Genomic DNA, 13,757 nt, shown 5'->3' with positions numbered 1-13,757 from the left:
GATGGACCAGAAAGCCGGTTCGGTTCCTCTCGCAAAGAGGAATATTCGGTCGCAACGGAGTCTGCAACCAGCGCCGTGGGCGTTGCAGCAAGATCGGGCAATTTCTCTGTGATGCGCGTCAGCGCCTCGGATGCTCTGTCCTAGAGAAAAGATGGTCTGTTTCTGCTGGAAATCCTCAGTAAACGGAAAGAGGAGCGTATGCCCCGCTTCCGGATAAAACGCCAACTTGGCATTCGGCAGATTTGACAATCATGCTGAAAATCGCGCGATCCGCCCGGCCAGCAACCGGGCATTATCAAACTGCAGGATGGTACAATCAAGTCTCCTGGCAGGCTCCTAGCCTTGGCGCATCAACCAAACAAAGGAGACTTGACCATGAGCAGCAATTCCCTGGCCGTCTATGCTGATCCGGAAAATCCCGCTCTTCCGAAGGTCGGAATGGACATAGAGCCCGGCCGCACCGCCCTGTTGATCACGGACCCCCAGATCGATTTCCTGAGCCCCAAAGGAGCCGCCTGGGGCGCCTTTGGCGAGAGCATCACCGAACACAACACCGTCGAAAACATTGGTCGACTGCTGCAGGCGTCGAAATCCGCCGGCATTGAGGTGGTGATTTCGCCCCATTACTACTATCCCTTCGACCACCGCTGGGATTTTGCCGCCACCGGCGAAACGCTCATGCACAAATTGCGCATGTTCGACCGCCGCGACCCGCTGTCGCTCGAAGGCTTCGATGGATCGGGCGCCGACTGGATGCCGGAATACAAGCCCTTCATCGAGGACGGGAAAACCATCGTCTGCTCGCCGCACAAGATCGCCGGACCGCAGACCAACGATGTTGTCTTCCAATTGCGCAAGAAGAAGATCGACAAGGTGATCCTCGCCGGCATGGCGGCGAATTTCTGCGTCGAATCCCATCTGCGCGATCTGGTCGAGAAAGGCTTTGAGGTGGCGGTGGTGCGGGATGCGACCGCGGGCAGCAAGCTGCCGGAAGGCGACGCCTATCTCGCCGCATTGGTCAATTTCCGCTGGTTTGCAAACGACCTCTGGACCACCACGGATGCGGTCGATCGCCTGGCGCGCGCAAAGTAGACCTCAGAAGGACCTTGAGACCCGGCGGACATGCCTCCGCCGGGTCTTTTCGCGCCAGGATCAACAAATGTCAGCCGAGCTTTCCTTGCTCAGCCTTGTAGAAATACTGGCTTGCCACCAGCCAGCCCTTCAGCGGCCTCAAGGGCGGGATACAGGTTAGAAGCATGAAGGGCCCCGTCACGAACACCTGCACCCAAAGCGACGCCTGGTAGGCCACCTCCAGCCATACCCCGAGAAATACGCTCGGGATGCAGGCGAAACAGATGACGAAAAAGGCCGGCCCATCGGCAGGATCGGCGAAAGAATAGTCGAGGCCGCAAACGTCGCAGCGCGCTCCCAGCGACAGGAAGCCGGAAAAAAGATCTCCCTGCCCGCAGCGCGGGCATCGACCTCTGAGGCCAGTCCGCCATGGCTCGATCGGCGGATAAGAATCGTCCGGCATGCTTTCTCTCCTGATGGTTCCTCACGATCGAAGAGATAGACCCGCCTAAGTAGGCGGCCTTGTATCATCTTGCCGAACAATGGATCCCAGCGGAAATTGACGCTCATCAAGCCAAAAGGCTCGGAACGTACAATCCAGTTCGGATGCGCGGCGCAAGAGTTGTCGCAAACCGTTTCTCGACGGTTGAGCCAGGGCCTGACGGCCGGAGGCGCCGATCCGAGTGGGCGCGTCCATCATCCACTGACCATTTGCACGCTGCGCCAAGGCCATTGCGCCAATGGCGTCGCTCCAACCCAAGAGGTTTTCATGCGAACGACCCTCTCCACCGCCGCCGCGGCGTTTTTCCTGGTTGCGTCCGCAACATCCGCTCTGGCCGACGGCGATGCGGCAAACGGCAAGAAGCTGTTTTCCCGGTGCAGCGCCTGTCATGCGATCACGGGCCAGAACAAGGTTGGACCCGGCCTTCTCAACATTGTGGGGCGGCCAGCCGCTTCAAACCCCGATTACAAATATTCGGCAGCGCTCAAGGCCTCGGGCCTCACCTGGGACGAAGCCACGCTCGACACATTCCTTAAAGCGCCGGCAGCGCTGGTGAAAGGCACGCGCATGAGCCTGTCCGTCAAGAAGGACGCGGATCGCGCCGATATCATCGTGTATCTCAAAACATTGTCTGCAAAGTAACCCCGACCTGGTGAAAGGGACAATCAGGATGAAAACTCTTGTCATCAATGGCGCTTCGCATCAGGTGGACGCTCCCGACGACATGCCCCTGCTCTGGGTGCTCCGCGACATCCTGGGGATGACCGGAACAAAATATGGCTGCGGGATCGCTCAATGCGGCGCTTGCACCGTCCATCTGGGCGACGAGGCCGTTCGCGCCTGCCAGACCACCATGGACATGATCGAGAACCAGCCCATCACCACGATCGAGGGAGCCCCCGCCAATGCGATCGGCGCCAAGGTCCAGGCCGCCTGGCTCGAAAAGGAAGTGGTGCAATGCGGCTATTGCCAGTCCGGCCAGATCATGTCGGCCATCGCGCTCCTGTCCGCCAATCCGAAACCGACGGACGCCGATATCGATGACGCCATGTCCGGCAATATCTGTCGCTGCGGCACCTATGTCCGCATCCGCGAAGCCATCCACGCAGCAGCGTCGGCGTAAAGGAGACGGAGATGATCAAGAACCTCTATTCTCGCCGCAGCTTCCTCAAGGGAACCGCGCTGGCGACCGGCGGCCTTCTTCTTTCGCTTGAATTGCCCGATGCAGGCCGCACGCGCGCAGCGCTTGCGGCCACAGGCCCGTTCATTCCCAATGCTTTCGTCAAGATCGACGAACAGGGAGTGACGCTGATCATGCCGCATACGGAAGTCGGCCAGGGCATCTACACTTCCAGCGCCATGATGATGGCCGAGGAGCTCGAGCTCGATCTCGCCCAGGTGAAAGTGGAAGCAGCGCCGCCGGACATGTCAAAATACATGGACCCCAACCTCTACGACCAAGCGACGGGCGGCTCCACCTCGACCCGCTCCGACTGGATGCGGCTGCGTCAAGCGGCAGCCTCGGCGCGCATCATGCTGGTGTCGGCGGCCGCAGCGCGCTGGAACGCCGATGCTGCAACGCTGACGGTAGAGCGCGGCGTCATCCACGACCCCGCGACGGGCAAGCAGCTGACCTATGCGGATGTTGCGCCGGACGCCGCGGCCCAGCCGGTTCCGAAGGATGTCAAGCTCAAGGAGCCGTCGCAGTTTCGACTAATTGGCACCAACGCAAAACGCGTGGACACAGCCCACAAGGTCAACGGCTCCGCCACCTATGGCATCGATATTCGCCAGCCCGGCATGAAGATAGCCACCCTTGCCGTCTCCCCCGTCAAGGGCGGCAAGATCGCCTCCATGGATGAAGCCGCGTGCAAGGCAGTCGCAGGCGTCATCGAAATCGTGAAGTCCGGCGACGACGCCGTCGCCGTTGTCGCCGAGCATATGTGGTCGGCCAAGCAGGGGCTCGAGGCGCTCGCCATCAACTGGGACGCCGGCGCCAATGGCAAAGTCACCCTCGATGCGATCGTCGACAAGATGAACGAGGCGTCCAAGTCCCAGGGCGTCGTCATCCGCAATGACAAGAATGCGCAGGCCGCCATCGATCAGGCGCCGATCAAGCTTTCGGCCGTCTATCAGTCGCCCTTCCTGTCCCATTCTCCGCTGGAGCCGCTCAATTGCACGCTGCATATCCGCGACGATGGCGCGGAGCTATGGGTCGGCACGCAGGTGCCGGTGCGGGCGCAAAATGCGGTGGCGAGCGTTACCGGTCTTCCGGCTGACAAGGTGGTCGTCCACAATCAACTGATGGGCGGCGCCTTCGGCCGCAGGCTGGATGTCGACAGCATCGAGATTGCCGCAAAGCTGCTGAAGAACATCCGATATCCCGTCAAAATGGTCTGGACTCGCGAAGAGGACATGACCCACGACTATTATCGCCCTTACTATTATGACCGGGTGGCGGCGGGCCTTGATGAGAAAGGCAAGCTCGTGGGCCGCACTCATCGCGTCACCGGCTCGTCGATCTATGCGCGCTGGGCGGCGCCCGCCTTCAAGAACGGCATCGACCCCGACGCCGTCGATTGCGCTGCGGAAACGCCCTATGACGAAGATGCCGTCCTGACCGATTATGTCCGTCAGGAACCGGATGGCATGAACACCAGCTGGTGGCGGGGCGTCGGACCGACCCACAATGTCTTCGTCATCGAAAGCTTCGTCGATGAGATGGCCCATCAATCCAAGCAGGATCCGCTTGAGTTTCGGCGGCGCATGCTGACGCGCAATCCGCGCGCGCTGGCCGTGCTCAACCTCGCCGCCGAAAAGGCTGGCTGGGGCGAGAAACTGCCGGCCGGCCGTGGTCGCGGCATCAGCCTGCAGTTCGCCTTCGGCACTTATCTGGCCCATATCCTTGAAGTCGAGGTGAAGGCGGACGATCCTGAGGTCCGCCTTGTTCGCTCTGTGATCGCAGTGGATTGCGGCGTCACGATCAACCCCGATACGGTGCTCGCCCAGATGCAGGGCGGCGTCATCTTCGGGCTGGGCGCGGCGATGTTCAATAAGATCACGCTGACCGACGGCGCGGTGGACCAGACCAATTTCGACACCTATCGCGTCATGCGCATCAACGAGGTTCCGAAGATCGAGGTCTACCAGATCCACAACAATGAAGCGCCTGGCGGCGTCGGCGAAGCGGCGACGGCCGCAGCCGCCGGCGCTCTGGCAAACGCCATCTTTGCTGCGACCGGCAACCGCATCCGGAGCCTGCCGTTGGCGGAAGCCTGATCCGTCGGTCTTCACAATCCGCTTCATGAAAGGCCGTCACGAGATGTGGCGGCCTTTCATCTTTGCGGTGACGCATCGTTGGTAATGCGAGCCTCTGAGACGGAAACAGAGCCGATGAGGTGCGCTCACCGGCTCCGTTTTACTGTCTGTATCGCTGACGAGGTCGCCGCTACATCTGCCGGACATGGTTTCGGTTGAGCCAGATGGCTATGACCTCTGAAACGGCCGCAATGGCGCCAATGCCCCAGACGGTTCCGGTCCCTATGACGCCGGCGCCCATGGCCGAGCCGATGGAGAAGCCGAGATACATGGTGGAAGTGTTGAGCGCCAGCGCGACCGACGCCTGAGACACGGGGCCTGCCGCGATCAGCCGGGCCATCTGCGCCGGAAAGAAGGACCAGACGCTGAAGCCCCAGACGGCGATCGCCGCAAGAACAGGCGCAAGCGCCAAACCAGGCGATAGCGCGGTGGAAAGCGACAAGACCGCAAAGGAGCCGCCCAGCAAGACAAGCGACCACAACACAACGCGGTTGGATCCGAAACTATCGTTCAACCGGCCGCCGACGGTGACGCCAACCGCCGCCGCCATGCCCCACATGGACACCGTGGCGCCGATGCCCCCGGATCTAAAGTCGACGACCTCCGTCAGATAAGGCGCGACATAGGGATAGGCGGTGTAGGCGCCGATCGACCAGAAAAGCGTCACGCCCAGAAGGCGCAGCACAGGTCGCTGTCGAATGACGCCCACACGCTGAGACAGCGACGCCACGGCAATTTCCGAGCCCGCGCCCCGACGCACGCCGGACAGGATCCCGACGATCGCCACAAGACCCATCACCGCCACCGCCAGAAAGGTTGAGCGCCAACCAAAGGCGTGGCCCACCAGGGCGCCGAGCGGCAGGCCGAGCGCGATGGCGATGGTCATGCCGCCGCTGACGATCGCCAGCGCCCGACCGCGCTTTTCCGGAGAGACGATAACGCCGGCAAGCGAATTTGCGCCGGGAACATAGAGCCCCGAAGCGATCGCCATGAGGATGCGGGCGGCCATGAGGGTGGCGAAGGAGGAGGAATAGGCCGCAACAAGATTGCCGGTCGTAAACAGCGTCATCGCGACCAGCAGAGTGCTGCGACGCTTGAGGCTGGCGGTCATGACGGTGGTGATCGGCGAACTGAGCGACATCACCAAGGTGAAAACCACCACAAGCATCGCCGTCGCCGAAAGGCTCATGCGGAGATCCTGCGTAATGGTGGGCAGAAGCGGCGCAATCATGAATCCTTCGGTGCCGATCGCGAATGTGCCGAGCGCCAGAAAACAGGGCGGCAGAAGCGAGGAGCCGGCTGATTTGGCTTCTGAAGATTTCATGGTTGCTGCTGATTGGGCGTCGTTGGGAAACATGCGATGAACTTTCGACTGCAGAGCTACATCCGGAAGAATTGGCGTGGCTCTGAATGACGCAGGAGCCGGGGAGGCCTACTACCAAGACAACAGGCTCGCGGGACTTGCCCGTCCTGTCGTCCATGGCTCCGCACGACCTTGGCTCATGAATGGAAAAGCCAGTCTAGGATCGAGTATGGTTCATCGATAGGACGATCCGGGCGCAAAAGAAGCCGCCGGAAAGGGATGCCCGTCAGGCTTGGCGGCCCGCCGCGTCCAGCTGCTTGAACTCCTCATCGGTCAAGGCCATACCAGCCGTCGTGACATTCTCTTCCAGATGCGTGACCTTTGATGTGCCGGGGATCGGCAGAATGACCGGGCTGCGCTTCAGCGTCCAGGCGAGCGCGATCTGGCTGGCTGACACGCCCTTCCGGGCGGCCATCTGGGAGAGGATCGATCCGGGTTGCGTGAGCCTTCCGGCCGCCAGCGGAAACCACGGGATGAAGCCGATGCCGTTTTCCGTGCAGTAATCGAGCACATCCTCGCTGCCGCGATCGGCGAGATTGAAACGGTTCTGGACTGTCGCCACCGGAAATAACTTCTGCGCGGCTTCAATCTCCTCGATCCCGACTTCGCTCAGCCCCGCATGACGAATAACGCCCGCCGCCTGAAGCTGACGGATTGCGTCGAACTGCTCGTCGCGCGGCACGCGAGGATCGATACGGTGCAATTGCCAGAGATCGATCCGCTCGACGCCCAGCTTCCAGGCGCTGCGATAGGCCTCCTGGATCAGATATTCCGGTCGTCCGAGCGGATGCCAGGCGTCGGGACCTGTGCGCACCAGGCCCGCCTTGGTGGCGATCACCAGGCCCGAATAGGGATGAAGGGCTTTGCGGATCAACAGTTCGGATGTGTCCGGGCCATAGGAATTGGCGGTGTCGATGAAGTTCACGCCGAGTTCCGGCAGCCGCCGAAGCGTCGCAAGAGCGCCATCGCGATCATCCGGCTCTCCCCATATGCCGCGCCCGGTGATCCGCATGGCGCCATATCCCAAGCGGTTGACCTCCATGTCGCCTCCGATGCGGAAGCTCCCCGACCGGCTCGCGTCTATCTTCGACATGCTGTGCTCCCTTGGACTGTGGCTTGGCGCCATTGATAGATGTGGTCGTGATCGCCGGATTGTCGAATGCTGTTCAAAAGCGGGGAATGCGCAGAAGCGGCGCGATCGTTCAATCTCAGAGCGCGGGATCGGGCTAATCCGCTTCAAAATGCTGGAGAGCCGCCATGAACCTCATTCCTGCCCTCGACGCCGAAACAACTCAGAAGCCTACGGCGTTCCCTCGCGTGATCGTTCCAGCGGCCGCCTTCGGAATTGTCCTCGGACTCGCGGGATTGGCGAATGCCTGGCGGGTGGCGGAGGGGTTATGGCATATTGCGCCGATCGCCAGCCGCTGCATCTCGATACTCGCTACCGCCATATGGGCCTTGCTGTTGATTGCCTATGGCTGCAAGTGGATCTTTCAGCGCGAGAAAGCGCTGCTGGAGATCGAGCACCCCATTCAATGTTGTTTTGTCGGCCTCATCGGCATCTCCGCCATGCTGATTGGCGGGCTGTGTCTTCCCTATTTTCCGGCTGCGGCGCAGATTCTCTTCTGGCTCGGGGCATTGTGGACGGTGGTGTTCGCCGTGTGGCGCACGGGCGGCCTCTGGACCGGTGGACGCGAGCCGACGGCCACGACGGCAGTTCTTTATTTGCCGACCGTCGCGGGCTCTTATGTGGTGGCGATCATCGGCGTCCCTCTCGGCTATCCGGATGTTGCGCGGCTCGCGTTTGGCGCCGGCTTCTTCTCTTGGCTGGCCATCGAGTCCGTGCTTCTGAACCGACTGCTGACGGCGCCGGGGCTTGCAGAGCCGTTGCGTCCGACAATCGGCATCCAATTGGCGCCGCCCGCAGTCGGCTCCGTCGCCTATCTCAGCATCACGTCCGGCGCCCCCGATCTGCTCGTCCACGCCATGTTCGGCTATGCGCTGCTGCAGTTGTTGCTGCTGTTTAGGACGCTGCCTTGGGTGCTGAAACAGGCTTTCAGCGCCTCCTACTGGGCCTATTCCTTCGGGCTGACCGCGCTGGCGACCGCTGCGCTGCGTATGGCTGAACGGGGCGAGACGGGCATCGTCACCCAGTTGGCGACGCCAGCCTTCATTCTGGCGAATGCGGCGATAGGGGTTCTTGCGTACCTCAGCTTTGTTGCGCTGATCCGAGGCAAGTTGTTTTCACGTTAGGCCAGCCGCCTTGCAACAGCCGCAGAAAGCAAGAACATAAGAATGTTCTATAAATCGCCTTATCAGGATCAGCTCTGTAGCCGCAAAGTTAGAATGTCCTGTTTTTGCAAAGTTAGAGTGTCACACTCCCCGCGTTTGATCGCATGGAGACAAGCAGATGGGATTGATAGCAATGAGCGAGCGCGCTCTGCAGCGAATCGAAGTTCTGTCGAAGGCCATGGAGGGTCGGATGACGATGGTGTCAGCGGCACATGTCCTTGATTTAAGTGAGCGCCAGGTGCGCCGGCTTCTGCAACGGATGCGGACTCGGGGCGCGGCGTCAATCCGGCACAAGGCGATTGACCAGCCGTCGAACAATCGGATCAGCGACGGTGTTCGGGATTACGCGGTGACGCGGGTTCGCGAACGTTATGCGGATTTCGGACCGACACTGGTGACCGAGAAGCTGGCCGAGCGCGATGGCTTGCATGTGTCGCGGGAGGCGGTGCGCAGCTGGATGGTCCATGCCGGTCTTTGGCCGTCGCGCAAGCAGCGCCGGACCTTTCACCAACCCCGACTGCGGCGCGAAGGTTATGGTGAGCTGGTTCAGATCGACGGGGCGGATCACTGCCGGCTTGGCAACCGAGGGCCCAAATGCGCTCTGTTTGTTTATATCGATGACGCGACCGGCAGGCTGCTTCAGCTTCGGTTTGCCGGATTGGAGAACACATTCGACTATCTGCATGCGACGAAAGCCTATCTGCTTTGATGGGGTAGGCCCTTGGCGTTCTACAGCGACAAGCATGGGGTTCTCCGCCCCCTCCACGCTTCGGAGAAGGTTCACCTCGTTGCCTGCATCATCCGCATTGCAGGTAGGCGTCACGACACGGAAGTGGTGAATCTGTCCGACTTTTGAGAACGTATCCAGAACTCAAGTTGGTTTAACCGCAGATGTCGTTGCTTTTTCGGCCCTGAGAGCTTCGTAAAGGGCAGTTTTGCCTATTTTGACGCGGGCCGCGGCCTCCCGGACGTTCAAACCGGCCGCCAGATGCTGGCGGGCTTTGGCTAGTTTCTCCGGGGTTGAGACGACTTGTCGGCCACCGCGTCGGCCGCGTTCTTCTGCGGCTTGTAGACCGGCACGTGTTCGTTCCCTGATCAGATCGCGCTCGAACTGTGCCAGCGCGCCGAACAGGTGGAATACCAGTCGACCGCCCGATGTCGTCGTGTCGATGTTTTCGGTGATGGATCGGAAGCCGACGCCTTTGGCCTCCAGTTCGGTGATGATCTCAATGAGGTGCTTCATCGACCTACCGAGGCGGTCGAGCTTCCAGACTGTGAGCGTGTCGCCGTCGCGAACGTAGCGGATCGCCTCAGCCAGTCCGGGCCGGTCAGTCTTCACGCCGGATGCCTTATCCTCGAACAGTCTTTCACAGCCCGCGTTGCGCAAAGCGTCGAGTTGCAGGGCGGTGTCCTGGTCGCCGGTGGAGACCCTTGCATAGCCGATAGAGGTCATGAGACGTGGTTTGTCCGTTTTCTCGTTGAACTCGGACAATGTCCGATTTGCCGTTCAAGCACAAGGTTTGCGGACAAAAACTGTGGATGCCGTGAAACGGTCGTTTGTCGGACAAGTGTTTTCCAGTTCGCTGCGGTTTCCGCAACGAAACTGGAAGCCGAGACAATGGCCAGAAGAGCATTGCTGAGCGAGATATGGTGGCAACAGGCGACAACCATCCCGCAGGACGAAAGAGAGATCGCCAAACATTACACGCTGGACCGGCCGGATCTCGACCTGATTATGCGGCAGAACAAGGCCTCGAACAGGTTGGGCCTTGCCTGTGTCATAGCTTTGCTGCGATATCCCGGCCGGCCGCTTGCGGATGGCGAGGTCTTGCCGTTTGGCGTTTTGCGGTTTCTGGCAGGGCAGATTGGAGCCGATCACCGCGAGATCGATCCTTATTTCGAGCGCCCGCAGACCCGGCGTGAGCATCTCGCCCTACTTTTCGACAGGATGAAGATGCGTCCTTTTGTGCCCGCGGACGTGAAAGCGCTTACCGGCTGGCTGACGCCAGCCGCTCAAACGCTGCGCCAGGCCGATGCTCTAGCGGATATGGTGGTGGAGGAATTGCGGCGCCGGCGAATTCTTCTTCCGGCGCGCGCGGCGCTGGAAGCCATCCTTCATTTGGCAATCCGGCGCGGGATTCGCATAGCCCATCGGGCGCTGGCGAGCGGCTTGTCTGAGGCTCACAAGCTCGATTTGGACAAACTTCTCGACGCGCGTGACGGGACAAGCGTCACCGTCCTCGCTTGGGCCAGGACACCGGCATTGTCGCCAGCCGCCGTCAACCTCGACAGGATAGCCGAGCGCATTCGCTTTCTTCGGTCCCTGAACCTACCGGCGACGTTGATGGAGCGCATTCCGGCCAAGGTCTTTGATGAATTGGCCGCAGAGGGGATGCGAATGAGCGCGCAGCATCTACGCGATCTCAACCCCGAACGCCGGCATGCCGTGTTGGCCGCGACGGTACTGCACCTTTCCCGCCATCTGACCGACGGCGCCATCGACATGTTTAAGAAACTCATGGGCGTCCTGACGCGACGGGCCGACAATCAGGCAACCGCCCGCATCACTCGTCCCGTGCGGGAGGTTCAGAAACAGCTGAGGGACGTTTCGAGAGTTTGCCACGCGATCATTGACGCCAAGGAGAAAGGCCAGGATGTTGCCAAGGCGCTCGAACAGGCCGTTCAATGGCCGGTCTTCGCGACCAGTGTCCAGGCGGTCGATACGCTGATCGCGCCGGATGTCATCGACGGTAAAATCGAAATGCTCCAGCGCTATCCGACGATCCGGAAACTGGCGCCGCAATTCCTGTCGACCCTCGTGTTCCGCGGGCACGCCGTGGCGGCGAATCTCTTGCGCGCGCTCTCCGTGATTGCCGATCTCTACCGCACAGGGAAACGGGCAATACCGGACAACGCTCCCACATCCTTCGCACCGAAAGGCTGGATGCCGCTCCTCCTTCAGGATGGCAAGATTGATCGCCGGGCTTACGAACTCTGCCTGTTTAGCGAGTTGAAGCGCCGGCTTGATGCGGGTGATGTCTGGGTGGAGGGGGCGAAGCGCTTCCAGTCATTCGAAAGCTTTCTCATTCCCACGCCGACATTTGAGCTGATGCGCGAGGAAGGTCCACTTCCGGTCGCCGTCGATACCGACGTGGAAACCTATCTCAGCCAGCAGCGCAAGATTCTGAATGAGGGATTGGCTGACGTCTCCCGTCTTGCAGCCGTCGGCGAACTCGATGATGTCGAACTGACCGAGGCTGGATTCAGCGTCACGCCGCACAAGGCGATGTTTCCAGACATCACCAAGTCGCTGAAGCGACAAGTGGAAAGCCGTTTGCCCGCAATCCGCATCACCGATCTTTTGCTCGAGGTGGATGCTCGCACGGGATTTTCCAACGCTTTCACACATCTACGCACCGGTCGGTGGGCCGACGACAAGCTCGCTTTGCTCACCGCAATCCTGGCGGACGGTATCAATCTTGGCCTGACGAGAATGGCCGATGTTTCACCCGGGTTGACGATGCGTCAACTCGCCTGGGCGCATGACTGGCACATTCGCGAGGAAGGCTACAACGCCGCTCACGCCATCCTCGTCAACGCCCAGAAGCAATTGCCTCTCGCGAAGCTGTGGGGCGATGGAACAACATCATCCTCAGACGGACAATATTTTCCGGCGGGAGGCCATGCCGAGGCGATTGGCGATCTCAACGCGCGGTACGGCCCCAACCCCGGCGCCAAATTTTACCGCTTTACGTCTGACCAGTACGGCGCTTTCCACATCATCGCCATGAACGCCAATGCGAGCGAGGCCATCTATGTTCTCGACGGACTGCTCTATCACGGCAGCGATCTCGCCATCGAAACGCACTATGTCGATACCGGCGGGGTTAGCGACATAAGTTTTGCGCTTTGCCACCTTGTTGGTTTCCAGCTTGTACCTCGGCTGCGCGGCCTCAAGGATCGCAAGCTTTATCTCTTCCCGGGCGATACGCCGCCCGAAAATCTTGCATCGCTCGTTGGCGAGCCCATCAACATCGAGCGGATCAAGGCAAATTGGAACGATATCCTCCGCCTCGTCACGACGATCCGTTCCGGCCAGGTCCGGCCTTCGACCTTGCTGGCGAAGCTGTCCGCCTTTCCGCGTCAAAACGGACTGGCGCTCGCACTTCGCGATATCGGACGCATCAACAGATCCATCTTCCTGCCGCAATGGTGGCAGAACCCAGAAATGCGCCGGAACGCTACCGCCGGCCTCAACAAGAGCGAAGCGCAGAACACCCTGGCCCGCGCGCTGTTCTTCAATCGCCTCGGAGAACTGCGGGACAGGACCTTCGAGAGCCAGTTCTACCGGGCGTCCGGACTGAACCTACTCATCAATGCCATCGTCTACTGGAATACGCTCTATCTCGAACCGACTTTCGTCCAGCTCAATCGTGAAGGCATCGCCACGCCTCCTGATGTGATCAAACATATCACCCCGCTCGGTTGGCAGCATATCAGTCTGACCGGAGATTACATCTGGACCCCGACGGACAGCCCCGATCTCAGGCCGCTGCGGCGGGAAACCTCCATCCTCGCTGCGTGATCACCATATGTTCTCAAATGTCGGACAGATTCACCACTTTCGTGTAGTGACGCCGTTACGGAACTACTGCTGAGGTGGCCGCCGTCGTAAGCTTCCTTGCCGGTCCCCAGGCAGGCTTCATCACCGGATCCGTCGTCACCGTCGATGGAGGCATGAACGCGTGAAGCTTGCAAATGGGCTCGACAGTTTCAATCCCGTTCGACGTCCCGAAAAACTGTCGGCCTACGGTGCTGATTGACTACTCGCGCCAGCACACAACGCTTGTCAGGGTGGCGTCGCCTTAACCGTTTTTAGCGCGCGGTGAAGACGTGTGTCGCGTGTTTCAGGCTTCAATCGACAAAGCGATTTCCCGCCAGGTGGAGAAGGCGTGAGCACGAAGCTGGCGATGATCGGCGGCGGTCAGGTATTTCCGGTGAAGAAGAAAGAGATTGGCGATCTGCCCGTGACTTGAAACGAAACGCTGACAATGTCGCGTGGACTTGAAGCGCATCATGCGCCGCTCTCGTCGTCGCACGGCAAGATGAGAATTCTCGGCCCAATTATTGAGCCCTTTGTGCGAGCGATGTTCGACGCCCGGCATCAACTGGGATTTTGCGGCGGAATAGGAACGCAGCTTGTCGGTCACC

General features: G+C 60.4%; 11 protein-coding genes and 2 pseudogenes. 8 read left to right on the top strand and 5 right to left on the bottom strand.

Going from position 1 to position 13,757, the window contains the following annotated elements:
- Nucleotides 1–375 precede the first annotated feature (375 nt).
- Nucleotides 376–1,092: a cysteine hydrolase gene (locus OCK01_RS24860; protein WP_263826285.1), complete on the top strand. Its 717-nt coding sequence runs from the start codon at nt 376–378 to the stop codon at nt 1,090–1,092.
- 70 nt (nt 1,093–1,162) lie between these two features.
- Here OCK01_RS24860 and OCK01_RS24855 read toward each other — a convergent pair whose 3' ends face one another.
- Nucleotides 1,163–1,534 (bottom strand): DUF983 domain-containing protein, encoded by a 372-nt coding sequence (locus OCK01_RS24855; RefSeq protein ID WP_263826284.1) that lies wholly within the window; start codon nt 1,532–1,534, stop codon nt 1,163–1,165.
- Nucleotides 1,535–1,630: 96 nt separating this feature from the next.
- Here OCK01_RS24855 and OCK01_RS26490 point away from each other — a divergent pair, with 96 nt between their 5' ends.
- The 3 genes from OCK01_RS26490 to OCK01_RS24840 are packed head-to-tail and all read left to right on the top strand — an operon-like array spanning nt 1,631 to nt 4,852.
- On the top strand, nt 1,631–2,215 hold the full coding sequence (locus OCK01_RS26490; RefSeq protein ID WP_318530260.1) for a cytochrome c family protein: 585 nt from the start codon (nt 1,631–1,633) through the stop codon (nt 2,213–2,215).
- Nucleotides 2,216–2,243: 28 nt separating this feature from the next.
- Nucleotides 2,244–2,696, top strand: coding sequence for a (2Fe-2S)-binding protein (locus tag OCK01_RS24845; protein ID WP_263826283.1), 453 nt, complete (start codon nt 2,244–2,246; stop codon nt 2,694–2,696).
- An 11-nt stretch (nt 2,697–2,707) separates the two neighbouring features.
- Nucleotides 2,708–4,852 carry a xanthine dehydrogenase family protein molybdopterin-binding subunit gene (locus tag OCK01_RS24840; protein ID WP_263826282.1) on the top strand — a complete coding sequence of 715 codons (2,145 nt, stop codon included), beginning with the start codon at nt 2,708–2,710 and terminating at the stop codon, nt 4,850–4,852.
- A 169-nt stretch (nt 4,853–5,021) separates the two neighbouring features.
- Here OCK01_RS24840 and OCK01_RS24835 read toward each other — a convergent pair whose 3' ends face one another.
- The gene (locus tag OCK01_RS24835; RefSeq protein ID WP_263826281.1) at nt 5,022–6,215 is read right to left on the bottom strand and encodes an MFS transporter; all 1,194 of its coding nucleotides are present in this window, start codon (nt 6,213–6,215) and stop codon (nt 5,022–5,024) included.
- A gap of 265 nt (nt 6,216–6,480) precedes the next feature.
- Nucleotides 6,481–7,347, bottom strand: coding sequence for an aldo/keto reductase (locus tag OCK01_RS24830; RefSeq protein WP_263826280.1), 867 nt, complete (start codon nt 7,345–7,347; stop codon nt 6,481–6,483).
- A gap of 164 nt (nt 7,348–7,511) precedes the next feature.
- Here OCK01_RS24830 and tehA point away from each other — a divergent pair, with 164 nt between their 5' ends.
- Nucleotides 7,512–8,507 carry a dicarboxylate transporter/tellurite-resistance protein TehA gene (gene tehA / locus OCK01_RS24825; RefSeq protein WP_263826279.1) on the top strand — a complete coding sequence of 332 codons (996 nt, stop codon included), beginning with the start codon at nt 7,512–7,514 and terminating at the stop codon, nt 8,505–8,507.
- 157 nt (nt 8,508–8,664) lie between these two features.
- A pseudogene (locus OCK01_RS24820) lies at nt 8,665–9,252 on the top strand (helix-turn-helix domain-containing protein); the annotation flags it as partial.
- Nucleotides 9,253–9,417: 165 nt separating this feature from the next.
- On the opposite strand, the gene OCK01_RS24815 reads toward OCK01_RS24820, so the two are convergent.
- A complete protein-coding gene (locus tag OCK01_RS24815; protein ID WP_263826340.1) occupies nt 9,418–9,999 on the bottom strand; it encodes a recombinase family protein in 582 nt (193 codons plus the stop codon).
- A 165-nt stretch (nt 10,000–10,164) separates the two neighbouring features.
- Between OCK01_RS24815 and OCK01_RS24810 the strand changes: the two genes are divergently transcribed.
- Together OCK01_RS24810 and OCK01_RS24805 are read left to right on the top strand one after the other, a co-directional pair.
- Nucleotides 10,165–13,131, top strand: coding sequence for a Tn3 family transposase (locus tag OCK01_RS24810; RefSeq protein WP_263826278.1), 2,967 nt, complete (start codon nt 10,165–10,167; stop codon nt 13,129–13,131).
- Between the two features lie 62 nt (nt 13,132–13,193).
- A pseudogene (locus OCK01_RS24805) lies at nt 13,194–13,295 on the top strand (SDR family oxidoreductase); the annotation flags it as partial.
- A gap of 158 nt (nt 13,296–13,453) precedes the next feature.
- On the opposite strand, the gene OCK01_RS24800 reads toward OCK01_RS24805, so the two are convergent.
- Nucleotides 13,454–13,757: DDE-type integrase/transposase/recombinase (locus OCK01_RS24800; protein ID WP_263826277.1), on the bottom strand; the 304-nt coding region annotated here is incomplete at its 5' end.

The organism is Rhizobium sp. TRM95796 (genome assembly GCF_025779995.1).
GTDB lineage: Bacteria > Pseudomonadota > Alphaproteobacteria > Rhizobiales > Rhizobiaceae > Rhizobium_E.
The sequence above is the reverse complement of the archived record's forward strand: the minus strand, read 5'-3'. Positions and strand labels throughout refer to the sequence as shown.

Coding starts and splice junctions, on each gene's coding strand:
- OCK01_RS24860 (WP_263826285.1), top strand. CDS start 376: ATGAGCAGCAATTCCCTGGCCGTCTATGCTGATCCGGAAAATCCCGCT.
- OCK01_RS24835 (WP_263826281.1), bottom strand. CDS start 6,215: ATGAAATCTTCAGAAGCCAAATCAGCCGGCTCCTCGCTTCTGCCGCCC.
- OCK01_RS24845 (WP_263826283.1), top strand. CDS start 2,244: ATGAAAACTCTTGTCATCAATGGCGCTTCGCATCAGGTGGACGCTCCC.
- OCK01_RS24830 (WP_263826280.1), bottom strand. CDS start 7,347: ATGTCGAAGATAGACGCGAGCCGGTCGGGGAGCTTCCGCATCGGAGGC.
- OCK01_RS24855 (WP_263826284.1), bottom strand. CDS start 1,534: ATGCCGGACGATTCTTATCCGCCGATCGAGCCATGGCGGACTGGCCTC.
- OCK01_RS24815 (WP_263826340.1), bottom strand. CDS start 9,999: ATGACCTCTATCGGCTATGCAAGGGTCTCCACCGGCGACCAGGACACC.
- tehA (WP_263826279.1), top strand. CDS start 7,512: ATGAACCTCATTCCTGCCCTCGACGCCGAAACAACTCAGAAGCCTACG.
- OCK01_RS24840 (WP_263826282.1), top strand. CDS start 2,708: ATGATCAAGAACCTCTATTCTCGCCGCAGCTTCCTCAAGGGAACCGCG.
- OCK01_RS24810 (WP_263826278.1), top strand. CDS start 10,165: ATGGCCAGAAGAGCATTGCTGAGCGAGATATGGTGGCAACAGGCGACA.